The sequence below is a fragment of the Streptomyces sp. LARHCF249 genome (assembly GCF_052871255.1).
Genome location: NZ_JBIXJQ010000016.1, coordinates 55,210 through 81,915, shown reverse-complemented (window position 1 = coordinate 81,915; position 26,706 = coordinate 55,210). Strand labels below are relative to the sequence as shown.

General features: G+C 74.5%; 16 protein-coding genes. 15 read left to right on the top strand and 1 reads right to left on the bottom strand.

What is annotated here, in order from left to right:
- Window positions 1–131: 131 nt before the first annotated feature.
- From ACIPUC_RS33280 to ACIPUC_RS33255, 6 genes are all read left to right on the top strand, one after another.
- Window positions 132–1,397, top strand: a complete 1,266-nt coding sequence (locus ACIPUC_RS33280; RefSeq protein WP_446594113.1) for a beta-ketoacyl-[acyl-carrier-protein] synthase family protein — start codon at window positions 132–134, stop codon at window positions 1,395–1,397.
- A complete protein-coding gene (locus tag ACIPUC_RS33275; RefSeq protein ID WP_446594112.1) occupies window positions 1,394–2,641 on the top strand; it encodes a ketosynthase chain-length factor in 1,248 nt (415 codons plus the stop codon). Before ACIPUC_RS33280 ends, ACIPUC_RS33275 begins: the two co-directional genes overlap by 4 nt.
- A 94-nt stretch (window positions 2,642–2,735) precedes the next feature.
- A complete protein-coding gene (locus ACIPUC_RS33270) occupies window positions 2,736–3,002 on the top strand; it encodes an acyl carrier protein (protein ID WP_446594111.1) in 267 nt (88 codons plus the stop codon).
- A 53-nt stretch (window positions 3,003–3,055) separates the two neighbouring features.
- On the top strand, window positions 3,056–3,319 hold the full coding sequence (locus ACIPUC_RS33265) for an acyl carrier protein (RefSeq protein WP_446594110.1): 264 nt from the start codon (window positions 3,056–3,058) through the stop codon (window positions 3,317–3,319).
- 2 nt (window positions 3,320–3,321) lie between these two features.
- A complete protein-coding gene (locus ACIPUC_RS33260; protein WP_446594109.1) occupies window positions 3,322–4,392 on the top strand; it encodes a hypothetical protein in 1,071 nt (356 codons plus the stop codon).
- Window positions 4,385–5,302, top strand: a complete 918-nt coding sequence (locus tag ACIPUC_RS33255) for an MBL fold metallo-hydrolase (RefSeq protein WP_446594108.1) — start codon at window positions 4,385–4,387, stop codon at window positions 5,300–5,302. The genes ACIPUC_RS33260 and ACIPUC_RS33255 overlap by 8 nt, the downstream gene beginning before the upstream one ends.
- Before the next feature lie 18 nt (window positions 5,303–5,320).
- Here the strand turns inward: ACIPUC_RS33255 and ACIPUC_RS33250 are convergent, their stop codons facing one another.
- Window positions 5,321–5,773: a nuclear transport factor 2 family protein gene (locus tag ACIPUC_RS33250; RefSeq protein ID WP_446594107.1), complete on the bottom strand. Its 453-nt coding sequence runs from the start codon at window positions 5,771–5,773 to the stop codon at window positions 5,321–5,323.
- Window positions 5,774–5,975: 202 nt separating this feature from the next.
- Here ACIPUC_RS33250 and fabG point away from each other — a divergent pair, with 202 nt between their 5' ends.
- From fabG to ACIPUC_RS33205, 9 genes are all read left to right on the top strand, one after another.
- The gene (fabG, locus tag ACIPUC_RS33245) at window positions 5,976–6,761 is read left to right on the top strand and encodes a 3-oxoacyl-ACP reductase FabG (protein WP_446594106.1); all 786 of its coding nucleotides are present in this window, start codon (window positions 5,976–5,978) and stop codon (window positions 6,759–6,761) included.
- 22 nt (window positions 6,762–6,783) lie between these two features.
- On the top strand, window positions 6,784–7,749 hold the full coding sequence (locus tag ACIPUC_RS33240) for an aromatase/cyclase (protein ID WP_446594105.1): 966 nt from the start codon (window positions 6,784–6,786) through the stop codon (window positions 7,747–7,749).
- A 300-nt stretch (window positions 7,750–8,049) separates the two neighbouring features.
- A complete protein-coding gene (locus ACIPUC_RS33235) occupies window positions 8,050–10,554 on the top strand; it encodes an FkbM family methyltransferase (protein ID WP_446594104.1) in 2,505 nt (834 codons plus the stop codon).
- Between the two features lie 16 nt (window positions 10,555–10,570).
- On the top strand, window positions 10,571–11,422 hold the full coding sequence (locus ACIPUC_RS33230) for a 3-hydroxyacyl-CoA dehydrogenase family protein (RefSeq protein WP_069924401.1): 852 nt from the start codon (window positions 10,571–10,573) through the stop codon (window positions 11,420–11,422).
- A gap of 75 nt (window positions 11,423–11,497) precedes the next feature.
- On the top strand, window positions 11,498–11,752 hold the full coding sequence (locus ACIPUC_RS33225) for an acyl carrier protein (protein ID WP_069924400.1): 255 nt from the start codon (window positions 11,498–11,500) through the stop codon (window positions 11,750–11,752).
- Window positions 11,753–11,773: 21 nt separating this feature from the next.
- A complete protein-coding gene (locus tag ACIPUC_RS33220; protein WP_446594103.1) occupies window positions 11,774–12,952 on the top strand; it encodes an acyl-CoA dehydrogenase family protein in 1,179 nt (392 codons plus the stop codon).
- Between the two features lie 3 nt (window positions 12,953–12,955).
- Window positions 12,956–14,026: an HAD-IIIC family phosphatase gene (locus tag ACIPUC_RS33215; RefSeq protein WP_446594102.1), complete on the top strand. Its 1,071-nt coding sequence runs from the start codon at window positions 12,956–12,958 to the stop codon at window positions 14,024–14,026.
- A gap of 60 nt (window positions 14,027–14,086) precedes the next feature.
- The gene (locus tag ACIPUC_RS33210) at window positions 14,087–25,846 is read left to right on the top strand and encodes an amino acid adenylation domain-containing protein (protein WP_446594101.1); all 11,760 of its coding nucleotides are present in this window, start codon (window positions 14,087–14,089) and stop codon (window positions 25,844–25,846) included.
- Window positions 25,839–26,696, top strand: a complete 858-nt coding sequence (locus ACIPUC_RS33205; protein WP_446594100.1) for an alpha/beta fold hydrolase — start codon at window positions 25,839–25,841, stop codon at window positions 26,694–26,696. Before ACIPUC_RS33210 ends, ACIPUC_RS33205 begins: the two co-directional genes overlap by 8 nt.
- Window positions 26,697–26,706 lie beyond the last annotated feature (10 nt).

Below are 26,706 nucleotides of genomic sequence, written 5' to 3'. Positions count from 1 at the left end.
TCCATGCCTTTGCACGGATCTTCTAGCCGTGCTCCAGCCCGGAGCGCGAGGCTCGCAGTACTGAACCCGTAGTGCGGTGCGAGCCCGACGCCCGGTGCCGGGCCTGGAGGAAACACAGTGAAGGACAGTCGATGAGACGGGTAGTCATCACCGGGATCGGCGTCGTCGCCCCGGGAGGAGTGGGCACCAAGGCGTTCTGGGAGCTGCTCACGGCCGGCCGGACGGCGACCCGGGCCATCACCCTGTTCGACGCGTCCTCCTTCCGGTCCCGGATCGCGGCCGAGGCCGACTTCCACCCCGCCGACCACGGCTTCGACGCGCGGGAGGCCGCCCGCCTGGACCGCGCCGCGCTGTTCGCGCTCACCAGCGCGCGCGAGGCGATCGCCGACAGCGGCGTCGCCGACGGGCTGGACCCGCTGCGCACCGGCGTCAGCCTCGGCAGCGCCGTCGGCTGCACCACCGGGCTCGACAACGAGTACGCGGCCGTCAGCGAGCTGGGCCGGCGCTGGAACGTGGACCACACCCGGGCCGTCTCCCACCTCTACGACTACTTCACCCCCAGCTCCCTGGCCGCCGAAGTGGCCCGGGACAGCGGCGCGCAGGGCCCCGTCGCGCTCGTCTCCACCGGCTGCACCTCCGGACTGGACTCCGTCGGCCACGCCGTCGAGCTGATCCGCGAGGGCACCGCCGACGTGATGGTCACCGGCGCCACCGAGGCGCCCATCTCGCCGATCACCGTGGCCTGCTTCGACGCGATCCGCGCCACCTCTACCCGCAACGACGACCCGGCGACCGCCTCGCGGCCCTTCGACCGCACCCGCAACGGCTTCGTCCTCGGCGAGGGCGCCGCCGTCCTGGTGCTCGAGGAGCTGGGGCGGGCCCGCCGCCGCGGCGCCCGCATCTACGCCGAGGTCTCCGGTTTCGCCAGCCGCAGCAACGCCTACCACATGACGGGACTGCGCTCCGACGGCGCGGAGATGGCCGAGGCCATCACCGCCGCGCTCGCCGAGGCCCGGCTGGACGCCTCCGCCATCGACTACGTCAGCGCGCACGGCTCGGGCACCAAGCAGAACGACAAGCACGAGACCGCGGCCTTCAAGCGCAGCCTGGGACAGCGCGCCTACGAGGTGCCCGTCAGCTCCATCAAGTCGATGATCGGGCACTCGCTCGGCGCCATCGGCGCCCTGGAGGTGGCCGCCAGCGCCCTGGCCATCGTGCACAACACCGTCCCGCCCACCGCCAACCTGCACGAGGCCGACCCGGACTGCGACCTGGACTACACCCCGCTCACCGCCCGCGAGCACCGCACCGACGCCGTCGTCAGCGTCGGCAGCGGCTTCGGCGGCTTCCAGAGCGCCATGGTCCTGAACCGCCCGAGCCTGAAGGAAGCCGCATGACCGCCGCCGCACCCGCCCCCTCCGGCGCCCCGGAGGCGCGGACCGCCACCGCCGTCTTCACCGGCGTCGGCGTCACCGCCCCCAACGGGCTGGGCGCCGAGGCCTGGTGGGCCGCCGTCCTGCGGGGCGAGAGCGGCATCCGGCCGCTGACCCGGTTCGACGCGAGCGGCTACCCCGTACGCCTCGCCGGCGAGATCCCGGGCTTCGTCGACGCGGACCACGTGCCCAGCCGGCTGCTGCCGCAGACCGACCGCGTCACCCGGCTCTCGCTCGCCGCCGCCAAGGAAGCCCTCGACGACGCGGGCGCCGACCCCGCGCAGCTGCCCGAGTACGCCGCGGGCGTGGTCACCGCCTCCGCCGGCGGCGGCTACGAGTTCGGCCAGCGCGAGCTCGAGGCCCTGTGGAGCAAGGGCGGCCAGTACGTCAGCGCGTACCAGTCCTTCGCCTGGTTCTACGCCGTCAACTCGGGCCAGATCTCCATCCGGCACGGCCTGCGCGGCCCCAGCGGCGTCCTCGTCACCGAGGGCGCGGGCGGCCTGGACGCCGTCGCCCAGGCCCGGCGCCAGCTCCGCAAGGGCGCCGCCCTGATGGTGACCGGCGCCGTCGACGCCTCGCTCTGCCCCTGGGGCTGGGCCGCGCACCTGGCCGAGGGCCGGATGAGCCAGGTCCCCGATCCGGCCCGCGCCTACCTGCCCTTCGACGCCGAGGCCTCGGGCCACGTCGTCGGCGAGGGCGGCGCCCTGCTCGTCCTGGAGGACGCCGAGGCGGCCCGCGCCCGCGGCGCCCGCACGTACGGCTCCTTCGCCGGATACGCGGCCACCTTCGACGGCCCGGACACGCCCCGGCTCGCCGACGCGGCCCGCCTCGCGCTCGCCGACGCGGGCCTGGACGCCGCCGAGGTCGACGTGGTCTTCGCCGACGCGGCGGGCGAACGCGCGGCGGACCGCGCCGAGGCCGAGGCCATCACCGCCCTGTTCGGCCCGCGCGGGGTCCCGGTCACCGCCCCCAAGTCGATGACCGGACGGCTGCTCTCCGGCGGGGCCTCCCTCGACCTCGCGGCCGCCCTGTTCACCCTGCGCGACCAGGTGGTCCCGCCGACCACCGGCACCGTGCGGCCCGCCGACGACTGCCCGCTCGACCTGGTCACCGGCGCCCCGCGGACCGGCGGCGTCCTGCGCACCGCCCTGGTGCTGGCCCGCGGCCGGGGCGGCTTCAACGCCGCCGCCGTGGTCCGCGCCGCCTGACGCCGCCCGCCGCACCCCGCCCGCACCCCGCACCCCGCACCTCGAACCCGAACCCGAACCCGAACCCGAACCCGAACCGCCAAGAGGAGAACCCATGCGGCACCTGGAGCTGACCGACCTGATGCGCCTGCTGCGCGACTGCGCCGGCGCGGAGGAGGGCGTGGACATGGCCGGCGACCACGTCCTCGACACCCTCTTCCTCGACCTCGGCTACGACTCGCTGGCCCTCCTGCAGACCACCGGACTCATCGAGCGCCAGTACGAGATCTCGCTCGACGAGGAGGCCATGGACGAGGCCGAGACCCCCCGCAAGTACCTCGAGCTCGTCAACCGGGTGCTCTCCGTCGGCGTCACCGCCTGAGCCGCCCGGCCGCGCCCGGGCCGCCCGTACCCACCCCACCAAGGAGAACCGACATGCCACGCATCCAGGCCATCAAGGAGTTCATGGTCCGCGAGTTCCTGCCGGACGTCCCCGCCGGTGAGCTGGACGCGGACCTCGACCTGCTGGCGGCGGGCGTCGTCGACAGCCTCGGCCTGCTCAAGGTGATCGCGTGGCTGGAGGACGTCCACCACATCAACACCGACGAGTTCGAGCTGGACCCGGAGGCCTTCCGCTCGGTCGCGGCCATCGACGAGTTCATCGCGGACGCGTCCCGCCTGCAGGCGGAGGCCGCGTAACCATGCACGACGCCGTCGCCGCCGTCATCGGGCAGGACCGGCCGGTGGACCTGCCCGTGTGGCGCTCGTTCTGGGACGAACTGCACGCGCGCGGACCGCACCACGAGCGCGGGCCGCGCCAGGGCGAGGCCGTCGCCCTGCTCGCCTCGCTGTCCACCGCGCTGCCCGGCCGCACCACGCTGACCGCCCTGCTCGACTCGCTCGTCGAACGCCGCCCCGGCCACGCGGGCCGTGCGGCAGGCGGCCCGGGCGCCTTCGACGGCGCGGTCGCCGTCACCGCCGACGGCGGCGGCCCGCGCACCTTCGACACCGCCACCGCGGCCGCGCTGGTCGCCGCCGCGATGGGCACCCCGGTCGTCAGGACCGGCCTGCGCGCCTTCACCTCCCCGACGGACCCGGCCGACCTGCCGCAGCGCCTCGGCATCCCGACGGCCCGGTCGTACGAGGAGGCCCACGAGACCCTCGAAGGCTGCGGCATCGCCTTCGCCGGGTCCTTCGCCTACCCGGCGGAACTCGCCCTGCTGGCCCGCGCCGCCTCGCCGCTGGACATCCGCGGGCTCGGCCGCGGCCTCGGCGCACTCGCCCCCTTCCTCGCCGACGTGCCGGTCTCCGCGCAGGTCACCGGCGTCGGCGGCGCCCGCCCCGCGCCCGCGCTGCGCACCGCCGCCGCGCACACCGCCCGCACCGCCGGCCGCCGGATCTGGCTGGCCGGCAACGACCTGGGCACCGGCGGGCTCCTCGGCTGCGCCACCAACCGGGTGCACGTCTACGAGGCGGGCGGCGAGGACGAGTTCACCCTCGACCCGGCCCTGCTCGGGCTGCGCCCCGGCACCCTGGAGGGACTGCGCCCGCGCGGCGCCGACCCGGCGGCCCACTTCCGCGCCGTGCTCGGCGGCGAGGGGCCCCGCGAGGCCGAGGACACCGTGTGCCTGGGCGCCGCCGCCCTCGCCGTCGCCGGACACGCCACCGGCGACTGGCACGGGGCACTGGCCGGCGCCCGCGCGGTGATCCACGACGGAGGCGCCCTCGCGCTGCTGGAGCGGCTGCGCAGCCGGACGGCCGTCCATGCCTGAGCCGGACCCGTCCGCCACCACCACGGAGATCGCCGACGGCGTGTACGCGTACGTCCAGGGCGACGGCGGCTGGTGCCTGAACAACGCGGGCCTGGTCACCGGCGCGAACGGGCAGAGCCTGCTCGTCGACACCGCCGCCACCGAGCGCCGCGCCCGCACCCTGCGCGAGCAGGTGCTGCGGCTGGTCCCCGAGCCGCCGCGGGCCCTGGTCAACACGCACTTCCACGGCGACCACACCTTCGGCAACTACCTCTTCCCCGAGGCCCTGGTCGTCGCCCACGAGCAGACCCGCGCCATGATGGACCTGGCCGGACTGCACCTGACCGGCCTGTGGCCGGAGGTCTGCTGGGGCGACCTGGAACTCGCGCTCCCGGACGTCACCTACCGCGACGAACTCACCCTGCACATCGGCGGCGTACGGGCCGAACTGCTGCACCTGGGACCGGCCGCGCACACCACCAACGACACCGCCGTATGGCTGCCGGAGCAGCGGGTGCTGTTCGCCGGCGACCTGCTGATGTCGAACGCCGCCCCCTTCTGTCTGATGGGGTCCGTCTCCGGGTCCCTCGCCGCGATGGAGCGGCTGCGCGCCCTGGGCGCCGAGACCGTGGTCCCCGGCCACGGCCCGGTCGGCGGCCCCGAGCTGATCGACGCCAACGAGGCCTACTTCCGCTGGATCGCCGAGCTCGCCGAGCACGGGGCGGCGGCCGGGCTGACCCCGCTCGAGCTGGCCGCCGAGGCGGGCCGGGGCCCGTTCGCGGACCTGCTCGACGGAGAGCGCCTCGTACCGAACCTGCACCGGGCGTACGCCGAGCTGGCCGGGGCGGCCCCGGGGGCCCCGCTCGACGTGGGCGCCCTCTTCCGGGAGATGGCCGAGTTCAACGGCGGGCTGCCCGCCTGCCACGCCTGAGCCCGGGCACGAGCCCGCTCAGGCCAGGTCGTCGCGGGTCACCCGGCGGGTCGCGACCTGCAGCGCGCCCTCGACGCGCACCAGGACGTCCTCGCACACGCACACCCGGTGCACCTGGGAGTCCCCGCCGATGTCGGAGGCGTAGACGATCGCGTACGAGCGGACGTGCACGGAGCCGTCCGGGCGCTCGGAGACGTCGAACATGCCCATGAAGTGACGGTGGCGCTGGCCGGCCTCGGTCAGCTGGGCGGCGGCGCGGCTGGTCGCCGCGACCAGGCCCGCCCGGCCGCGCACCGGCTGCGGCAGCGTCGGCACGTCGAAGGCGGCGTCCTCGGTGAACGTCTCGGCCCAGCGCTGCGCCTCACCGAGGTCCAGCAGCTGCATCTGGTGGGCGTAGAACTGCTGCACCTCGGCGTAGAGCGCGCCGAAGGCCGCGGCGGCCTGCTGTCCGATGCCGGCCTGGATGGTCATGGAGGACTCCGATCTGGTGAGTGTCCCCACCCTCGCCGCTCCGGGTCGAGCGGGATTCGAAGACGCCTCGATGCGGTTGCCGTCCGCGTCGCCGTCCCGCGCGTTGCGCGCCGTCCGCGACCGGCCCTCAAGCGGGGTTCGTGCGGGCTTCGAGGGGTTCAGGACACGGTCGGACCATCAACGCCGTTCTGGAGGTACACCGATGACGACCGAGACGAAGCGGGTAGCCCTGGTCACCGGGGGTACGAGCGGGATCGGGCTGGCCGTGGTCCGCGATCTCGCCCGCCGCGGGCACCGCGTCTTCCTCTGCGCCCGTACCGAGCAGCAGGTCAAGCAGACGGTCGAGGACCTGCGGGCCGAGGGCCTGGAGGTCGAGGGCGCCGCCGCCGACGTCCGCGACCCCGCGTCCGTCAAGGCCCTGGTCGCCGCCGCCGTCGAGGCCTTCGGGCCGATCTCCGTCCTCGTCAACAACGCCGGCCGCAGCGGCGGCGGGCCGACCGCCGAGCTCACCGACGAGCTCTGGTACGACGTCATCGACACCAACCTCAACAGCGTCTTCCTGCTGACCCGCGAGGTCCTCAAGAACGGCGGCCTCGAGGGCGCCCCCTACGGCCGGATCATCAACATCGCCTCCACCGCGGGCAAGCAGGGCGTGGTGCTCGGCGCCCCCTACTCCGCCTCCAAGCACGGCGTCGTCGGCTTCACCAAGTCGCTCGGCAACGAGCTCGCCCCGACCGGCATCACCGTCAACGCGGTCTGCCCCGGATACGTCGAGACCCCGATGGCCCAGCGCGTGCGCACCGGCTACGCGGCCGCGTACGACACCTCCGAGGAGCAGATCAAGCAGAAGTTCACCGCGAAGATCCCGCTCGGCCGGTACTCCACGGCGGACGAGGTGGCCGGCCTGGTCGGCTACCTGACCACCGACGTGGCCTCGTCCATCACCTCGCAGGCGCTCAACGTCTGCGGCGGCCTCGGCACCTTCTGATCCGGAAAGCAGGAACTCCACGATGCCCGCTGAGCGTGTGCACCGCACGACGCACGAGGTGACCATCGCCGCCCCCGCCGGGGTGGTCTACGGCCTCATCGCCGACGCGGCCAAGTGGCCGCTGTACTTCCCGCCCAACGTGCACGTCGAGCAGCTGGAGTCCGACGGCTCCCGCGAGCACCTGCGCATGTGGGCCACCGCGGGCGGCCAGATCAAGTCCTGGACCTCGCGGCGCACCCTGGACGTGGCGCAGCGCCGCATCGAGTTCCGCCAGGAGGTGCCCGCCTCCCCGCTGGAGTCGATGGGCGGCACCTGGATCGCCGAACCGCGCGGCGCGGCCTCCTGCCGCCTGGTCCTGCTCCACGACTTCACGGTCGCCGGCGACGACGCCGACTCGGCCGCGTGGGTCGAGAGCGCCACCGACACCAACAGCCGCGCCGAGCTCGGCAACATCAAGCAGCTCGCCGAGGGCTGGGAGCGCCTCGACGACCTGGTGATGTCCTTCGAGGACTCCGTACGCGTCGACGGCCCGGCCGCGACCCGCGTCTACGAGTTCCTGCACCGCGTCCAGGACTGGCCCGCGCTGGTCCCGCACGTCTCGCGCCTGGACCTGACCGAGCCCGAGCCGGGCGTGCAGGTCATGTCCATGGACACCCTGACCGCCGACGGCAGCTCCCACACCACCGAGTCGGTGCGCATCTGCTTCCCCCACGCCCGGCGCATCGTCTACAAGCAGACGGCGACGCCCCTGCTGATGTCCGCCCACACCGGCGAGTGGTCGCTCGTCGAGGACGAGTCCGGCGTGACCGTCACCTCGCAGCACAGCGTCGTGCTGCGCGAGGAGAACATCGCCCGGGTCCTCGGCCCCGAGGCCGGCATCGCAGAATGCCGCCGCTACGTCCGCGAGGCGCTCGGCCGCAACAGCACGGCGACCCTCAACCTCGCCAAGTCCTACGCCGAGTCCCGGCTCCCGACCCACGCCGCCTAGTGCTGTGGCCGGAAGGGTTTGCCGGGCACCGCGACTCGGTGAACCTTTCCGGTCACAGCACTAGCTGCCGACGGCCGCGTCCACCATTGCTCCGGCTCTGCTCAAGCAGTCCTGACCAGGCTGGTCACGACGGAATCCTCGGACAGATACCAGGGCGGCACGCGGGCGCTCCTCAGACATGTGCAGCCCCGGTCCCCCAGGCCGGGGTTGCTTTGCGTGCACCTGCGGCACCCGCTGTTTTGGCCTGAGCGGCCGCGCGTCGGCCGTTCGCCCGGTTTTCCGACACACCCAAGGAGAGGTATGACCCCCAACACGATCACCGCCGAGGAGAGGCACGAAGCGGCGGGCCCGCCGACCGGTCCGCTCCCGTTCCACCTCGACCTGGTCAGCGGGACCAACGGTGCCTCCCTCGACGCCGGACTCGCCGCCCTCAAGGGCGCGGCCGCCCCGGCCGCCGCCGCCCCGGTGACCCGGCGCTCCGCCGGTTCCGGCGCCGCCTCCGGCACGCACCGCGGCGCCGTCCTGACCGGGCCCGAGGGCCCGGCCGAGCTGGGTGCCAAGGAGACCGGCGCCACCTCCGCGCCGCTGGCCTTCCTCTTCCCGGGCCTGGGCGACCACTACCTCGGCATGGGCCGCGACCTCTACCGGGACTTCCCGGTCTTCCGCGCCGAGGTCGACCGCTGCGCCGAACTGCTCGCCCCCGACCTCGGCCTGGACATCCGCGAGGTGATCTTCCCGGCCGCCGCCGAGCCGGCCGCCGCGCAGCCGGCCGGCGACGCCGCGAAGGCGCCGGCCATGGACCTGCGCCGCATGCTCGGCCGCGACAGCGGACCGGTGAGCGCCGAGGAGCGCCGGCTGAACGCCACGAAGCTGGCCCAGCCCGCCCTGTTCGTCATCGAGTACGCCCTCGCCGGACTGTGGCGCAGCTGGGGCGCCCGCCCCGCCGTCCTGACCGGCTACAGCCTGGGCGAGTACGTCGCCGCGACGCTGGCCGGGGTGCTCTCCCTCAAGGACGCGCTGACCCTCGTCGCCCGCCGCGCCGCGCTCATCGACGCGCTGCCGCAGGGCGCCATGCTCGCCGTCATGCTGCCCGAGCAGGACGCCGTGGCCCTGCTCGGACCGAACCTCTCGCTGTCCGCCGTCAACGGCGACGCGTTCTGCGTGGTCGCGGGCCCCGAGGAGGACATTGCCGCGCTGGAGGCCTCCCTGCGCACGCGCGAGGTCATCAACCGCCGGGTCGCCACCACGCACGCCTTCCACTCCACGATGATGGAGCCGATCGCGGACGAGCTGACCGCGCTCGCGCGGACCCTGACCCTGAACGCGCCGAGCATCCCGTACGTCTCGAACGTCACCGGCGAGCTCATCACCGACGAGCAGGCCACCGACCCCCGCTACTGGGCCCGCCACCTCGTCAGCCCGGTCCGCTTCGCCGACGGCCTGCGCGCCATCGGCGAGGACCACGTCCTGCTCGAGGCCGGCCCCGGCCAGACCCTCGCCAGCCTCGCCACCGAGGTCCGCGGCGTCGGCAACGGCTCCGTCATCGCCTCGATGCGCCACCCGCTGGAGCGCCGCTCCGACACCGCCGTCGCCCTCAAGGCGCTCGGCCGGCTGTGGCTGGCCGGCGGCGCCGTGGACTGGACGGTCCACCCCGCCCAGGACCTCGTGACCGACGGCACCGCCGCCCCGGCCCCGGCTCCGGCCGCCGCCGAGGGCGAGCCGGGCGCCACCGAGCAGGAGCTGCACGCCCTGTGGGCCCGGCTGCTCAAGACCGAGGAGCAGCTCCCGCGGGACATCTCCTTCTTCGAGCTCGGCGGCAACTCGCTGCTGGCCACCCGCCTGATCCTGCGCATCACCCGCGCCTTCTCCGTCGAGCCGACGCTGCGCCAGATCTACGAGTGGGCCACCCTCGCGCGGACCGCGACCGCCATCGACGCGCTGCGCGCCGGCCGCGACCCGCAGGAGGCGCTGGCCGGGGACGGCTCCGGCTCCTCGCACACCGGAAGCTCGCTCGCCCGCTTCCGTCTGCCCAACGGCCTGATGATCTCCCACCAGAACGAGGCGGAGACCCTCCACTTCTACGAGGACATCTTCGACCACCGCGTCTACGCCAAGAACGGGATCACCCTCCCCGACGGCGCCACCGTGGTCGACGTCGGCGGCAACATCGGCCTCTTCACGCTCTTCGCGCACTACGAGGCCAAGGACGTGACGGCCTACACCTTCGAGCCGGCCCCGCCGCTGTTCGAGCTGCTCAGCCGCAACGTCGCCGAACACGGCGTCGACGCGCGGCTGTTCAACATCGGCATCTCCGACGCCGAGTCCGAGGCGCAGTTCACCTTCTACCCGCGCAGCTCCGGCATGTCCTCCTTCCACCCGGACGAGGCGGAGGAGAAGCACAACCTGCGCACGATCATCGCCAACCAGCGCGAGGCCGGCGGGGACGAGGCGGCCGACCAGCTCGCCGAGTACACCGAAGAGCTCATGGACGTGCGCTTCGAGGCCATCGAGTTCACCGCGAAGCTGCGCCCGCTGAGCGCCGTCATCCGCGAGCAGAACATCGAGCGCATCGACCTCATCAAGATCGACGTGCAGAAGAGCGAGCGCCAGGTCATCGACGGCATCGCCGACGAGGACTGGCCCAAGATCCAGCAGATGGTGCTGGAAGCGCACGACGCCGACGGCGAGGTCGCCCGGCTCGTGGCGCTCCTGGAGAGCCGCGGCTTCACCGCGCACGCCGAGCAGGACGAGCTGTACGCCGGCACGGACATCCACAACATCTACGCCGTACGCGGCGCACGCTAAACGGAGTCGACCACCAATGGAATTCACGACAGCAGGAGTCGTCGGAGCCGGCGTCATGGGCGTCGGCGTCGCACAGAACCTCGCCCAGACCGGCCACCGCGTCGTCCTGGTCGACGTCTCCGAGGAGATCCTCGACAACGCGCGCAAGGAGCTGCGCAGCAGCCTGCGGGCCTTCGCGATGTTCAACCGCAAGGCCGCGGTGGACCCCGCCGAGGTCTTCGAGAAGATCGAGTTCACGACCGACTACGAGCTGCTCGCCAAGGCGGACTTCGTCGTCGAGAACGTGACCGAGGAGTGGGCGGTCAAGGAGAAGGTGTACAAGGAGCTCGACCGGATCTGCCGGCCCGAGGTCGTCTTCGCCGTCAACACCTCGGCCATCTCCATCACCCGCGTCGGCTCCGTCACCAGCCGCCCCGAGCGCGTCGTCGGCATGCACTTCATGAACCCGGTGCCGCTCAAGCCGATGGTCGAGGTCATCCGCGGCCACCACACCACCCCCGAGACGATCGACACCGCCCGCCGCTTCCTCGCGGAGCTGGGCAAGGAGTGCATCGTCGTCGAGGACGTCCCAGGCTTCGTCTCCAACCGCGTCCTGATGCTCACCATCAACGAGGCCGTCTTCCTCGTGCAGGACGGCGTCGCGCCCCCGGCCGACGTCGACCGCATCTTCAAGACCTGCTTCGACCACAAGATGGGCCCGCTGGAGACCGCCGACCTCATCGGTCTCGACACCATCCTGAAGTCCGTCGAGGTGCTCTACGAGAGCTTCAACGACAGCAAGTACCGGCCGGCGCCCCTGCTCAAGAAGATGGTCGCCGCCGGCCTGCTGGGCCGCAAGAGCGGCCAGGGCTTCCACACGTACCGCTGACACCGCCGGCCGGGCGCGCGTGCGTACCGACCGCCCCCGCCCCTCCCCGCACCGAAGACGACAGGACGGAACGAGATGAGCACGGACAACAAGGCCAGGATCGCGGAGTACCTCTCCCGCTTCATCCCGGTGCAGGACCTCAAGGACGACCAGGACATCTTCGAGCTCAGCTTCGTCAGCTCGATGTTCGCGATGCAGCTCGTCTCCTTCGTGGAGCACGAGTTCGGCATCACCGTCGAGAACGAGGACCTCGAGCTGGAGTACTTCCGCTCCATCAGCGCCCTCGACGCGTTCGTCAGCCGCAAGCTGGCCGCGTCGGTCCCCCAGTAGGCCGAGCGGAGCCGACCCCAGATGACGACGATGCTCACCGCGGAGCAGGCGCAGGCCCAGAAGGAGTTCCGGGCCTTCGCCGACAGCCGCGTCGCCCCGTACGCCGACGCCTGGCACCGGGCCCAGCGCACCCCGCCCGAGGCCGTCCGGCTGCTCGCCGACGAGGGCCTGCTCGGGCTGCACGTCGCGGCCGAGTACGGCGGCGGCGGCCGCGACGCGGTGACGCTCGGCCTGCTCGCGGCCGAGCTCGGCCGCGCCTGCTCCTCGCTGCGCAGTCTGCTGACCGTGCACACGATGGTGGCGCACGCAGTCGCCCGCTGGGGCACCCGCGCCCAGAAGGACACCTGGCTGCCCCGGCTCGCCCGCGGGGAGCGCGTCGCCGCGCTCGCCGTGTCCGAGCCGGGCACCGGCAGCGACGCCTCCGCCGTCACCACGCGGGTCACCCGCGACGGCGAGGACTGGATCCTCGACGGCCACAAGAAGTGGATCACGTACGGCGAGACCGCAGACCTGTTCCTCGTCGTCGGGCGCGGCGAGCAGGGCCCCACCGCCCTGCTCGTCGAACGCGACACCCCGGGCCTGCGCACCGAGCTGATCGAGGACATGATCGGCATCCGCGCCTCGATGACCGCGAACGTGTACTTCGACAACTGCCGCGTCCCGGGCGAGAACCTGCTGGCCCGGCCGGGCCTCGGCGTCTCCCACGTGACCGGCGCGGCCCTGGACCTCGGCCGGTACACGGTGGGCTGGGGCTGCGTCGGCATCCTCGACGCCTGCCTGGACGCCAGCACCGACTACGCGGCCGAGCGGGTCCAGTTCGGCGTCCCCATCAGGGAGCACCAGCTGGTCCGCCGCATGATCAGCGAGATGTACACCTCCGCCCGGGCGGCCCGGCTGCTGAGCCTGGAGGCCGGCCGGCTGCGCGACGCCCGCGACCCGGGTGCCCTGGCCGCCACCTCCACGGCCAAGTACTTCGCCTCCACCGCCGCCGCCCGCGCAGCCACCGACGCCGTGCAGATCCACGGCGCCAACGGCTGCGGCCCCGACTACCCCGTACAGCGCCTGCTCGGTGACACCAAGGTCATGGAGGTCATCGAGGGCAGCTCCCAGCTCCACCAGGTCGGCCTCGCCGAGTACGCCTTCCAGGAGCGGGCCCCGTTCCGCCGCACCCCCGCCGCCGCAGCCCGTGGAAGTGAGTGACCGATGACGACGACGACCACCGAGACGACGACCGCCCCCGCCCTCAAGACGGCCACCGTCAAGTGCGTGGTGTGGGACCTCGACAACACCGTCTGGGACGGCGTCCTGCTGGAGGACGCCCAGGTCACCCTGCGCCCCGAAGTGGTGGAGACCCTGCGGATCCTGGACGAGCGCGGCATCCTGCACTCCGTCGCCAGCCGCAACGACCACGCCGCGGCCATGGCCAAACTGGAGGAGTTCGGCATCGCCGAGTACTTCCTCTACCCGCAGATCAACTGGGGCAACAAGTCCGAGTCCGTGCAGGCCGTCGCCAAGGCGATCAACATCGGCATCGACACGCTCGCCTTCGTCGACGACCAGCCCTTCGAACGCGACGAGGTCGCCTTCGCCCACCCGCAGGTGCGCTGCATCGACGCCGTCGACGCCGCCGGCATCCCGGACCTGCCCGAGATGCACCCCCGGTTCGTCACCGCCGACTCCCGCGAGCGCCGCCACCTCTACCGGGCCGACGCGCAGCGCAACGCCGCCGAGGAGTCCCACGAGGGCACCTCGGAGGAGTTCCTCGCCTCGCTCGGCATGCGCTTCACCATCAGCCCCGCCGAGGAGCGCGACCTCCAGCGCGCCGAGGAGCTGACGGTCCGTACGAACCAGCTCAACGCCACCGGATACACCTACTCCTACGAGGAGCTGGACGCCTTCCGCCTCTCCCCGGACCACGACCTGCTGGTCGCCGGCCTGGAGGACAAGTACGGCACCTACGGCAAGATCGGCCTCTCGCTCGTGGAGCGCGGCGAGGACGTGTGGACCGTCAAGCTGCTGCTGATGTCCTGCCGCGTCATGTCCCGCGGCGTCGGATCCGTCCTGCTCGGCCACCTGATCCGCGAGGCCCACCGGGCCGGGGCGAAGCTGCGCGCCGAGTTCGTGCCCACCGACCGCAACCGGACCATGTACATCACCTACAAGTTCGCCGGCTTCCGCGAGATCGCGAAGAAGGGCGACATCTCGGTCCTGGAGAACGACTTCTCCCGGATCCCCGAGTTCCCCCCGTACATGGACGTCACGCTCGGGAACTGACCCGACTCCTCTCCTCCCCTTCCCCCAGACCCCAGACGGCAGTGCCACAGAACGAGACGGATGGCCAAGATGAGCGCCCAGGCGAACGAGGACCGGCTCCGGCGGGCCATGGCTGCGGTGATCCAGCTGCAGCAGCGCAACGCCGAGCTGGAGAACGAGCGGCACGAGCCGGTGGCGGTCGTCGCCATGGCCTGCCGGCTCCCGGGCGGCATCACCACGCCCGAGGAGTTCTGGGAGCTGCTGGCCACCGGCCGTGACGCCATCGGCCCGCTGCCCGCCCGCTGGGACGGCCTGGACCTGTACGACCCGGACCCCACGGCGACCGGCAAGAGCTACGCGCAGGAGGGCGGATTCCTCGACGGGCTCGAGGAGTTCGACGCCGACTTCTTCGGCATCTCCCGGCGCGAGGCCGTCTCCATGGACCCGCAGCAGCGGCTCGTCCTGGAGGCCTCCTGGGAGGCGCTGGAGCGGGCCGGGCTGCGCCCCGACACGATGGCCGGCAGCCGCACCGGCGTCTACCTGGGCGCCATGCGCTCCGACTACGACACCGGCAACGCGCCCCTGGAGGTCCTCGACGGCTACCAGGGCACCGGCATCTCCGGCAGCGTCGTCTCGGGCCGCATCAGCTACGCGCTCGGTCTGCAGGGACCGGCCCTGACCATCGACACCGCCTGCTCCTCCTCGCTGGTCGCCATCCACTCGGCGGTCGCGGGCCTGCGCGGCGGCGACTGCGAACTGGCCCTGGCCGGCGGCGTCACCGTGATGAGCTCGCCCGCCATGTACGTGGAGTCCAGCCGGCTCGGCGCGATGGCACCCGACGGGCGCTGCAAGAGCTTCTCCGCCCAGGCCGATGGCGCCATCTGGTCCGAGGGCGTCGGCATCCTGGTCCTGAAGAAGCTGTCGGCGGCCCGGCGCGACGGCGACCCCGTCCTGGCCGTGATCCGCGGCTCGGCCGTCAACCAGGACGGCCGCAGCCAGGGCCTGACCGCCCCCAACGGGCCCGCGCAGCAGCGGGTGATCCGCGACGCGCTCGACTCCGGCCGCCTGACCCCCGCCGACATCGACGCGATCGACGCGCACGGCACGGGCACCCCGCTGGGCGACCCCATCGAGGCCGGCGCCCTGGCCGAGGTCTTCGGCCCCGGACGCGACGGGGACCGGCCGGTGTGGCTGGGCTCCTCCAAGTCCAACCTCGGCCACACCCAGGCCGCCGCCGGTGTCGTCGGCGTGATGAAGATGATCCTCGCGCTGCGCCACGAGGCGCTGCCCCCCACCCTGCACGCCGCCGAGCCGAGCCCGCAGATCCCCTGGGAGGACAGCGGACTGCGGCTCGTGCAGGAGCTGCGGCCGTGGCAGCGCGGCGAGCGGGTGCGCCGGGCCGGCGTCTCCTCGTTCGGCATCAGCGGCACGAACGCGCACGTCATCGTCGAGGAGGCCCCCGCCCCCGCCTCCGCCGAGGCCGGGGCCGAAGCCGCATCCGCCGGGCCCGCTCCCGAGCCCGCCCCGGCCGGGGCCCAGGCCGGCCCCCGCCCGCTGCTGGTCTCCGGCTCCGACACGGCGGCGCTGCGCGCCCAGGCCGCCCGCTGGGCCGACTGGCTCACCGCCCGCCCCGACGCCCACTGGCCGGACGTCCTGCGCACCGCCGCCCTGCACCGCACCCCGCTGGAGGCCCGCGCCAGCGTCCTCGCGGCCGGGCCCGCCGAGGCCGCCGAGGCGCTCACCGCCCTCGCCGCGGGCCTGCCGCACCCGGCCGTCACCTCTGCCACCGCGCGCGAGCGCGGCAAGGCGGTCTTCGTCTTCCCCGGCCAGGGCTCGCAGTGGCTCGGCATGGGCCGCGAACTCATGGAGCAGAGCCCGGTGTTCCGGGACGCGGTCCAGGAGTGCGACGAGGCCCTCGCCCCGTGGACGGGCTGGTCCGTCGCGGCCTTCCTGCGCGGCGAGGCCGACCCCGAACTCACCCTGGAGCGCATCGACGTGCTCCAGCCCGCCCTGTTCGCCGTGATGATCGGCCTGGTCGCCGTCTGGCGTTCGCTCGGCGTCGAGCCGGCCGCCGTGGTGGGCTCAAGCCAGGGCGAGGTACCCGCCGCCGTCGTCAGCGGCGCCCTCACCCTCGCCGACGGAGCCCGGCTGACCGCGCTGCGCTCGCAGGGCCAGCTGCGCGAGTGCAGCGGCCGCGGCGCGATGGCCCTGGTCGAACTGCCCGTGGCGCGCACCCGCGAGCTCATCGAGCCGTACGGGGCCGCCCTGTCGGTGGCCGTGGTCAACACCGCCGGCTCCACCGTGGTGTCCGGCGACGTGGACGCCGTGGAGCGCCTGCTGGCCGAGCTCGAAGGCGGCGACGTCTTCTGCCGCCGCATCCAGTCCGACACCGCCGGCCACAGCGCGCACATCGACCCCATGCTGCCCTGGCTCGCCGAGCAGCTCGCCGACCTGCGCCCCGGCGCGTCGGCCGTGCCCTTCTACTCGACGGTGACCGGCACCGTGGTCGAGGGAACCGCCCTCGACGGCGCCTACTGGTGCCGCAACGTCCGCGAGACGGTCCGCATGGACCTCGCCCTGGCGCAGCTCGTCGCCGACGGCCACGGCGTCTTCGTCGAGATATCCCCGCACCCCGTCCTCGGGATGCCCCTGACCAGCGCCACCGCCGACAGCGACGGCGCCGTCGTCGGCAGCCTGCGCCGCGACCAGGGCGGCCTCGACCAGCTGCTGCGCTCGCTGGGCGCCCTGCACACCCAGGGCTACGAGGCCGACTGGACCCGGGTGTTCGCCCCGGCCGACGGCTCCGCGGCCCGGCTCGCGGACCTGCCCACGTACGCCTTCCAGCGCAAGCCCTACTGGACCGACGTCCCCGGCTACCGCCGCCTCGACGAGGCCGAGATCGCCGCCCTCGGCCGCGCCGCCCAGGACACCGCGGACGAGGACGCCACCGGCCCGGCCGCCCTGCGCGCCCGCCTCGCCGCCCTCGGCGAGGGCGAACGCCTCGAAGTCCTCACCGAGCTCGTCCGGCGCGAGGCGGCCGCCGTCCTCGGCGCCACCGAGCCGGTCCCCGCAGAGAAGCGGCTCCAGGAGCTCGGCCTCGACTCGATCATGGCGCTCCAGCTGCGCAACCGGCTGACCGAGCTGACCACCGCCGCCCTCCCGGCGAACCTCGCCTTCCAGCACCCCACCGCGCAGGACATCGCCGGGCACCTGCTCGCGCACGCCCTCGGCGCACTGGAGAGCGCGCCCACCACGGCCCTCGAGCGCTCCGGGCGGCGCGACGAGCACCCCGCGACCGACGGCCAGCGCCGGCTCTGGTTCCTGGAGCAGCTGCGCCCCGGCAGCGCCGAGTACCACACCCCCCTCGTGCTGCGCACCGAGGAGCGGCTCGACCCCGCCGCGCTGCGCTCCGCCCTGACCTGGGTGACCGCCCGCCACGAGGCGCTGCGCACCTCGCTGGCGACCCGCGACGGTGCCCTGGCCCAGATCGTCCGGCCCGAAGCGGAACCGCAGTTCACCCACGAGGACCTCAGCCACCTCGACCCGCGGGAGCTCGACGCCCGGGTGCGCGAGGAGGAGCGCCGGCCGATGCCGCTCGACGGCCCCGCCCTGCTGCGCTGCCTGCTCGCCGACACCCACGACGGCGGCCAGCTGATCGGCATCTTCCTGCACCACGCCGTCACCGACGGCTGGTCCCTGTCCGTCTTCACGCAGGAGCTCCACGCCGCCTACACCGCCTACGCCGAGGGCCGCACCCCCGAGGCCCCCGAACCCGCCTTCCAGCTCGGCGACTTCGCCGCCTGGGAGCAGCGCGCCCTGGAGGAGGGCCGCTTCGCCCGGGGCCTGAGCGTGATCGGCGAGCGGCTCACCGGCATGGGCCGCCTCGAACTGCCCGCCGCCGACGGCGCGAGCGAGGGCGGCACCACCGGATTCACCCTCCCCGCCGAACTGCGCACCCGGGTGGAGGAACTGGCCACCCGCACCGGGGTCACCCCCTACACCGTGTACGCGAGCGCCTTCGCGGTCCTGCTGGCCCGCACCACCGGCGCGTACGACTTCGGCCTGGGCACCGTCTGGGCCAACCGCCAGCTGGCCGGCACCGAGGGCCTGCTCGGCTTCCTCGTCACCACCCTGCCGCTGCGCTGCGAGCTGACCGGCGACCCCAGCTTCGAAGAGGTCCTCGCGCAGGCCGCGCCGCGGGTCCTGGAACTGATGGAGCACCAGGACCTGCCGCTGACCGAGCTCGTCAAGGCCGTCGGCGGCGAGCGCACCGGCGAGGACAACCCGCTGTTCAGCGCCGTCTTCAACTACCGGGCGAGCAGCCTGCCCGCGCTCGGCGAGGGACGCGGCGCCTGGGTGCCGTCCGCGGACGCCGCCGTGGGCGGCGGTCCGCGCGGGGTTGCCAAGTCGGCCGTCGGACTGACCCTCGCCCCCGACGGAGAGGGGCTGGTGGGCGAGGTGGAGTTCCTCCCCGGCGTCCTCGGCGCCGACGCGGCCGCCCGCCTCGCGGACAACTTCCGGACCCTGCTGGAGTCCGCCGTCGCCGACCCGGCCCGGCCCATCGGCGCCCTGGAGCTGATCTCCGGCGACGAGCTGGCCTGGCTGGAGGAGCGCGGCGGCCGGGTGTCCGGCGAGGCCGCCGGCCCCACCGCCCTGGAGCGGATCCTGGCCCAGGCCCGCCGCACCCCCGACGCGTCCGCGCTGGTCGACGGCGACCGCACCTGGACGTACGGGCAGGTGGTGGCGCGGGCGGCGGAGATGGCCGGGCACCTGCGCTCCGCCGGAGCCGGCCCCGAGACGCTGGTCGGCATCCACCTGCCGCGCTCGGCGGACCTCGTGGTGTCGGTGCTCGCGACCTGGCTCGCGGGCGGCGCGTACGTACCGCTGGACCCGGAGTACCCCAAGGCCCGCCTGGAGCACGTGATCCGCGACAGCGGCCTGTCGCTGGTGGTCTCCACCCGCGAGGGCTCGGCCGACGTCGCCTCCGACGACGTGGCGGTCCTGCTGGCCGACGCGCTGGCGCACGCCCCGGACCAGGGCGGGATCCCGGACGACCCGGACACGCTCCCGGGGCTGTCCGACCTCGCGTACGTCATCTACACCTCGGGCTCCACCGGCCTGCCCAAGGGCGTCCAGCTGGAGCACGCCCAGTTCGCCACCTTCTGCACGGCGATGGACGAGCGGGTCGGCGGCGGCCCCGGCGACACCTGGCTCGCCGTCACCAGCCTGTCCTTCGACATCTCCACGCTGGAACTGCTGTGGACCCTGACCCGGGGCTACCGGGTCGTCGTGGGCCGGGGCGGACCGGCCGGCTGGGCCGACTACCTCCCGTACGCCCCCACCCATCTGCAGTGCACGCCCTCGCTGGCGCGCATGCTGCTGGCCGACGCCGACGGCCGCGCCCTCGTCCAGGGCCTGGACCGGATGCTGGTCGGCGGCGAGGCCCTGGACCGGGGCCTGGCCCGCAAGCTGGACCGGCTGTGCCCCGGCGGCCTGATGAACATGTACGGGCCGACGGAGACCACCGTCTGGTCGGCGGCTTGGGACGCGGTACCGGGCGAGGTCTCGCTCGGCCTGCCGCTGCACGGCAACGTGCTGTACGTGCTGGACGCGGCCGGCCGCCGGGTGCCGCGCGGCACCCGCGGCGAGCTGTTCATCGGCGGCCTCGCCGTCGCCCGCGGCTACCTGAACCGGCCCGAGCTCGACGCCGAGCGCTTCCTCGCCGACCCGTTCGCCGGGGACGGCGCCCGCATGTACCGCACCGGGGACGTCGTGCGCTACCGGGCCGACGGCTCCCTGGAGTTCTGCGGCCGCGCCGACGCGCAGGTCAAGCTGCGCGGCCACCGCATCGAACTCGGCGAGATCGAGGCCGTCGCCGCCGAGCACACCGGCGTCGCCGAGGCGGCCGCCGTGGTCCGCGAGGACGTGCCGGGCGACCCCCGGCTGTGCCTGTACCTCACCACGGCCCCGGGCCGCACCGTCGCCGACGAGGAGCTGCTCGCCGCGCTCGCCGAGCGGCTGCCCGCGTACATGGTCCCGTCCCGGCTGGTCCACCTCCCCGAACTGCCGCACACGCCCAACAAGAAGGTCGACCGGAACGCCCTGCTGCGCCTGGACGCACCGGCGCCGGCCGCCGCTGCGGCCGCGCGCACCGCCGAGGGCCGGGAGCCCGCGGGCGAGGGCGGCATCGAGTCCCTGGTGTCCGGCGCCTGGGCCGACGTGCTCGGCATCCCCGTCGTCGACCCCGACAAGGGCATCTTCGACCTCGGCGCCAACTCGATGAGCGCGCTGGAGGCCCACAAGCTCATCTGCGCGGGTCTGGGCCGGGAGTTCCCGCTCTCCACCCTCTTCCGCTACCCGACCGTCCGCCAGCTCACCGCGTACCTGCGCGACGGCTCGCACGCCACGCTCGCCCGACAGGAGTCGGCGGCCCGCCGCGAGCGCTCCGGCGAGGACGCCGTCGCCATCGTCGGCATGGCCTGCAAGCTGCCCGGAGCCCCCGACGTCGACACGTTCTGGCGCAACCTGCGCGGCGGCGTCGAGTCGATCACCCACTTCAGCGACGAGGAACTGCGCGCGGCCGGCGCCACCGAGGAGGAGCTGGCCGACCCGGCGTACGTCCGCTCCCGCGGCCTGATCGACGGCGCCGACCTCTTCGACGCCGCCTTCTTCGACTACTCGCCCGCCGAGGCCGAGGTCATGGACCCGCAGCACCGGCTGTTCCTGGAGGCCGCCTGGCAGGCCCTGGAACACGCCGGCATCGTGCCCGCCGCGTTCGACGGCAACGTGGCCGTCTTCGGCGGCACCGGCTTCGGCGGCTACCACCAGGACGCCTCGGGCGACCTGTCCTCCTTCTACCGCTCGATGATCGGCAACAAGAACGACTACCTGGCCACCCGCGTCGCCCACAAGCTCGACCTGCGCGGCCCCGCCCTCTCCGTGCAGACGGCGTGCTCGACCGGCCTGGTCGCCGCCCACCTGGCCCGCGAGAGCCTGCTGCGCGGAGAGTCCGACGTCGCCCTGGTCGGCGCCTCCTCGCTGACCATCCCCCTCAAGCGCGGCTTCGTCCACCAGCCGGGCCTGGTCGTCTCCCCGGACGGCAAGTGCCGCGCCTTCGACGAGAAGGGCGCGGGCACCGTCTTCGGCAGCGGCGTCGGCATGCTCGTCCTGCGCCGGCTGTCCGACGCCGTCGAGGCGGGGGACACCGTCTACGCCGTGCTGCGCGGCAGCGCCGTCAACAACGACGGCGCCGCCAAGGCCGGTTTCACCGCGCCGAGCGTCCAGGGCCAGGCGTACGTCATCGCCGAGGCCCAGGCCGCGGCGGGCGTCACCCCGGACAGCGTCGGCTTCATCGAGGCGCACGGCACCGCCACCTCGCTGGGCGACCCCATCGAGGTGCAGGCCCTCCAGCAGGTCTTCGGCTCCGCCGAGCGCGCGGAGCCCTGCGCGATCGGCTCGGTGAAGACCAACATCGGCCACGCGGACGCCACCGCCGGCATCGCCGGGCTCATCAAGGCCGCGCTGGCCGTGCACCACGGCGAGCTGGTGCCCAGCCTCAACTTCGAGCACCCGAACCCGGAGATGGGCCTCGACCCGAACCTCTTCTACGTCAACACCGAGACCAAGCCCTGGCAGGAGGACGGACCGCGCCGCGCGGGCGTCTCCTCCTTCGGCATCGGCGGCACCAACGCCCACGTCGTCCTCGAGCAGGCGCCGGCCCCGGCGGGGGCTCAGGCGCCCGCAGCGGGCGCGCAGGCCGCCACCGGGGCGGCGGCGCCCGCGGCCGGGTCCCTGCCCGTCGTCCTCTCCGCCCGTACCGAGGCCGCCCTGCGCGAGCAGGCCGGCCGCTGGGCCGACTGGCTGGAGGACCACCGCGCCGTCCCGCTCGCCGACGTCGCCCACACGGCGGCCCTGCGCCGCACCCACTTCGGCCACCGGGCCCTGGTCACGGCCGCCACCGCCGACGAGGCCGCCGCCGCGCTGCGCGCCCTCGCCGAGGACCGCTCGCACACGAACGTCAGCCGGGCCACCGCCCGGGGCCGCGGCCGCACCGTCTTCGTCTTCCCCGGCCAGGGCAGCCAGTGGGACGGCATGGGATCCACCCTCCTCGAGCAGTCGCCCGCCTTCGCCCGGACCGTCCGGGACTGCGACGCCCTGCTGGCACCCGAGCTCGGCTGGTCGGTCACCGACGTCCTGGGCGGCGCCGGCGGCCCCGAACTCTCCGCCCGCCGCCTGGACGTCGTACAGCCCGTGATGTTCACCATGTACGTCGCCCTCGCCGCCGCCTGGCGCGAGCTGGGCATCGAGCCCGACGCCGTCACCGGACACAGCCAGGGCGAGGTCGCCGCCGCCGTCGTCGCCGGCGCGCTCACCCTGGAGGAGGGCGCCCGCATCATGGCCGTCCGCAGCCGCGCCCTGCAGGCGGTCGCGGGCGTCGGCGCCATGGCCGTCGTCGAACTCCCGCTGGAACAGGTGAAGGAGCGGATCGCGCCGTACGGGGACGCCGTCTCCGTCGCCGCCGTCAACACCCCCACCTCCGTGGCCCTGTCCGGCGACGCCGACGCCATCGAGGACCTGCTCTTCGCCCTCGACGACGAGGACATCGTGTGCGGCAAGCTGGAGGCTCCCGTCGCCTCGCACAGCCACTGGATGGACGCGCTGCTCCCCGGCCTCGAGGCGGACCTCGCGGACCTCGCGCCCGGCAGCGGCCGGCTGCCGTTCTACTCCACCGTCACCGGCACCCTCCTCGACGGGCGCGAACTCGGCGCCGCCTACTGGTGCCGCAACCTGCGCGAACCCGTCCGCCTCGACCTCGCCCAGCAGCAGCTGATCGACGCCGGCCACGACGTGTTCATCGAGGTCAGCCCGCACCCCGTGCTCGCCATGCCGCTCACCGAGGGCAGCGAGCGGGCCCTGGTGGCCGGCACCCTGCGCCGCGGCCACGGCGAGCGCTCCGAATTCCTGCGCACCCTCGGCGAACTGCACATCCACGGCCACCGGGTGCCCTGGGAGCGGATCCTGGACACCGCCGCCCCCGCCGCCAAGGTCGCCGAACTGCCCTCGTACGCCTTCCAGCGCCGCTCGTACTGGATCGACCCGCCGAAGGCGGAGGACGCCCCCCGCGCCGCCGCCGACCAGGCCTTCTGGGAGGCCGTCCGCGAGGAGGGCCCGGCCCGGCTGGCCGAGCTGCTCGACGCGCCCGAACGCCTCCGTGAGGGCATCGGGGAACTGCTCCCGCTGCTGTCCGCCTGGTGGCAGGGCCAGGAGTCCCGCGAGACCGTCGCGGGCTGGCTGTACGAGGACGCCTGGGAGCTCTCCCCGGCGCCCGCCGGCCCGACCTCCCTGGCCGGGCCCTGGGCGCTGGTGACCACCGCCGCCGAGACCGGGGCCGCCGACGCGGTCGAGGACGCCCTGCGCGCCGCGGGAGCCACCCCGTACCGCATCGAGGCCGTCGCCGACCGGACGGCGCTCGCCGCCGCCCTGGCCGCGCTGCCCGAGCCGCCCGCCGGAGTCCTCACCCTCGGCTCCCTCGACGCCACCCCCGACGGCTCCGGCTCCACTGCGGGCTTCGCCACCACCCTCACCCTGCTCCAGGCACTCGGCGACCTCGGGCTCACCGCCCCGCTGTGGGCGCTGACCCGCGGCGCGGCCGACACCGACGGCGCCGGCACCCCCGCACCCCTGCAGGCGCTGGTCACCGGCCTCGGCCGGGTCGCCGCGCTGGAGGACCCGCTGCGCTGGGGCGGCACCGTGGACCTGCCCGCGCGGCCCCACCCGGGCTGGGCCGGCGCCCTGGTGGCCTGCCTCGGTGCGGGCGACCACGAGGACCAGGTGGCGCTGCGCGCCGACGGCCGCCACGTACGCCGCCTGCGGCGCACCGCCCCGCGCCCGGCCGGGCCCGGGACGTGGTCCACCCACGGCACCGCGCTGATCACCGGCGGCCAGGGAGCCCTCGGCCTGCACCTGGCCCGGCGGCTCGCCGCACGCGGAGCCGAGCACATCGTGCTCGCCTCCCGCCGCGCCGGGGCGGCCCCCGAGACGGAGCTGCTGCGCACCGAGCTCGCCGCCCTGGGCGTGGAACTCACCCTGGAGCAGGCCGACGTCAGCGACCGCGACCAGGTCGCCGCACTGCTCGCCCGCACCGGCGACGCGCGGCGCCCGCTGCGGGCCGTCGCCCACCTGGCGGGCCTGTCCCGCCCGGCCGCCCTCACCAGCCTCACCCCCGAGGCCGCCGCCGAGGAGAACGCGGCCAAGGTGCACGGCGCCTGGCACCTGCACGAGGCCCTCGCGGGCCGCGAGCTCGACGCGTTCGTGCTCTACGGCAGCGGCGCCAGCCTCTGGGGCGGCGCCGGGCAGGCCGCGTACGGAGCCGCCAACACGGCGCTCGACGCCCTCGCCCGCCACCGCAGGGCCCAGGGGCTCACCGCCACCGTCCTGCACTGGGGCGGCTGGGCCGGCGGCGGCATGGTCACCGCCGAGGCCGAGGCGGCCGCCCGCTCCCGCGGCCTGCGCACCATGGCACCCGAACTCGCCCTGGACGCCCTCGACATCGCCCTCGGCGCCGGCCTGGCGGCGCTCGGCGTCGCCGACATCGACTGGGCGGCGTTCGCACCCGCCTACCGGGCGGCCCGCCCGCGCCCGCTGCTCGACACCCTGCCCGAGGCCCGCGAACCGGAGGCCGAGCAGGCGCCCGACGCATCGGCCGGAGCCGAACTGCGCACGGCCCTGGCCGGGCAGAGCCCCGCCGAACGCCAGGCCGCGCTGACGGCCCTGGTCAAGGGCGAGGTCGCCCCCGTCCTCGGGATGCCGGAGGCGGAGCTGGACGCGGACCGGCCGCTCCAGCAGCTGGGCCTGGACTCGCTGATGGCCGTGAAGGTACGCAACGAACTGACCCGCCGCACGGGCCTCGCGGTCACCACCGAGGCGATCCTGCGCCACGCCACCTGCGAGGGCATCGCCGCCCACCTCGGCGCCACGCTCGCCCCCGAGGGCAGCGCACCCCCGGCCCCGGCGGCGGGCGGCAGCCGGGACAACCCCTGGCTGCGCGTCCTCAAGCCGGCCGAGAACCCGCGGGCCCGGATCGTCTGCGTCGCCGGCATGGGCGGCACCACCGGCGGCCACGTGCCGCTGGTGCGCCACCTGCCCGACGACGTCGAACTCCTCGGCGTGCAGCTGCCGGGCCGCGAGGGCCGCTCCGACGAGGAACCCGTCACCGACATGATGGCCCTCGCCGACCAGGTCGTCGCCGCCCTCGCCGGCCGGCTCGCCCCGGACGCCGGCGCGGCGCCCGTCGTCCTGTACGGGCACAGCCAGGGCTCCTGGCTGGCCTGGGAGGTCGCGCACCGCCTCGCCCACCGGCCCGGCGTGCCGCCCCTCGCCCTCGTCGCGGCCTGCGCGCTGCCGCCGCTGGCCCCGCTCACCCCGGGCCTGGACCGGCTCGGCGAGCTCACCGGGGACCTGGACGGCGCCGACCCGCGCGAACTGGCCGCCCTCCTGGAGGGGCTGCTGCCCGACGAGGTCCTCGCCAGCGAGGAACTGCTCGCCGAGTACGTCCAGCGCCTGCGCACCGACACGGTCCTGGCCGAGAACCACCGGGCGGTGCTGCGCGGCGCCAACCGCCCGGCCCTGGACGTACCGCTGTTCGCGGTGTCCGGCACCGCCGACCCGGTGCTGCCCGAAGGGTCCATGGAGGTGTGGCGCGAGCTGGCCGGCGCCCTCTACGTACCCCGCGCCATCGAGGGCTCCCACGCCGCGCCGATCACCAACCCCGAGGCCATGGCGGCCGAACTCATGAACGCGATCGCCACGATCGCCACCAGCCTGGAGGAGAACCATGCCTGAGACCGTGCGCCCGGACGGGGCGCGGATCCACTACGAGGTGCGCGGCACCGGCTTCCCCGTCCTGCTCATCGGCCCCGGCGAGATCCCCGGCCAGTGCGACACCGAGCGGGCCGCCTTCACCGAGACCGCCGACGCCCTCGCCGGGCAGTTCCAGGTGATCACGGTCGACGCGCGCCACCAGGGCTCCAGCACCGGCCCCGCCGAGCCCTTCTGCTACGGGCGCACCGCCGCCGACCTGCTGGCCGTCCTCGACGAACTGGGCGTCGAGCGCGCCCACGTCGCCGCCTCCGGCGCGGGCACCGCCCAGGCCTGGCGCCTCGTCCAGGACGCCCCCGAGCGGATCGCGTCCGTCGTCGCCCACGCGCCCGTCGGACTCGCCGAGGGCAACACCCTCGGCGACTTCCTGGCGACCTTCGACGAGCCGATGCGCCTGGTCCGCGCCGAGGGCATCGACGGCGTCATCGAGGAGGCCGCCCGGGGCGGCGGCTTCGCGGTCCGGCCCGGCGCCGGCCCGTACGCCCGCGGGCTCGAGGGCTCGCCCGAGTTCCGCGAGGAGGTCCGCACCCTGCGCCGCGAGCGCTACATCGTGCGCGTCGTCCGGTTCCGCGACGGCGTCTGGCCGCAGGGCTCCGCCTACTTCTCCGTACCGGAGGAGTCGATGGCGCAGTTCCCCGCGCCGCTGCTGGTGCTGCCCGGCGACAGCACGCTGGCGCCCGCCGCCCTCGCCAAGCGGCTCGCCGCCGACGTGCCCGGCGCCCGCCTCCTCGACGGCGCCGCCGACACCGCCGACCGCCGGACGGAGACCCTCGCGTCGGTCGTCTCCTTCCTCCTCGAGACCACCGCACGCTGAAGGAGACGTA

Bases quoted from the DNA above. Each gene is read 5' to 3' on its own strand.
- ACIPUC_RS33280 (WP_446594113.1), top strand. From the start codon at position 132: ATGAGACGGGTAGTCATCACCGGGATCGGCGTCGTCGCCCCGGGAGGA.
- ACIPUC_RS33275 (WP_446594112.1), top strand. From the start codon at position 1,394: ATGACCGCCGCCGCACCCGCCCCCTCCGGCGCCCCGGAGGCGCGGACC.
- ACIPUC_RS33270 (WP_446594111.1), top strand. From the start codon at position 2,736: ATGCGGCACCTGGAGCTGACCGACCTGATGCGCCTGCTGCGCGACTGC.
- ACIPUC_RS33265 (WP_446594110.1), top strand. From the start codon at position 3,056: ATGCCACGCATCCAGGCCATCAAGGAGTTCATGGTCCGCGAGTTCCTG.
- ACIPUC_RS33260 (WP_446594109.1), top strand. From the start codon at position 3,322: ATGCACGACGCCGTCGCCGCCGTCATCGGGCAGGACCGGCCGGTGGAC.
- ACIPUC_RS33255 (WP_446594108.1), top strand. From the start codon at position 4,385: ATGCCTGAGCCGGACCCGTCCGCCACCACCACGGAGATCGCCGACGGC.
- ACIPUC_RS33250 (WP_446594107.1), bottom strand. From the start codon at position 5,773: ATGACCATCCAGGCCGGCATCGGACAGCAGGCCGCCGCGGCCTTCGGC.
- fabG (WP_446594106.1), top strand. From the start codon at position 5,976: ATGACGACCGAGACGAAGCGGGTAGCCCTGGTCACCGGGGGTACGAGC.
- ACIPUC_RS33240 (WP_446594105.1), top strand. From the start codon at position 6,784: ATGCCCGCTGAGCGTGTGCACCGCACGACGCACGAGGTGACCATCGCC.
- ACIPUC_RS33235 (WP_446594104.1), top strand. From the start codon at position 8,050: ATGACCCCCAACACGATCACCGCCGAGGAGAGGCACGAAGCGGCGGGC.
- ACIPUC_RS33230 (WP_069924401.1), top strand. From the start codon at position 10,571: ATGGAATTCACGACAGCAGGAGTCGTCGGAGCCGGCGTCATGGGCGTC.
- ACIPUC_RS33225 (WP_069924400.1), top strand. From the start codon at position 11,498: ATGAGCACGGACAACAAGGCCAGGATCGCGGAGTACCTCTCCCGCTTC.
- ACIPUC_RS33220 (WP_446594103.1), top strand. From the start codon at position 11,774: ATGACGACGATGCTCACCGCGGAGCAGGCGCAGGCCCAGAAGGAGTTC.
- ACIPUC_RS33215 (WP_446594102.1), top strand. From the start codon at position 12,956: ATGACGACGACGACCACCGAGACGACGACCGCCCCCGCCCTCAAGACG.
- ACIPUC_RS33210 (WP_446594101.1), top strand. From the start codon at position 14,087: ATGGCCAAGATGAGCGCCCAGGCGAACGAGGACCGGCTCCGGCGGGCC.
- ACIPUC_RS33205 (WP_446594100.1), top strand. From the start codon at position 25,839: ATGCCTGAGACCGTGCGCCCGGACGGGGCGCGGATCCACTACGAGGTG.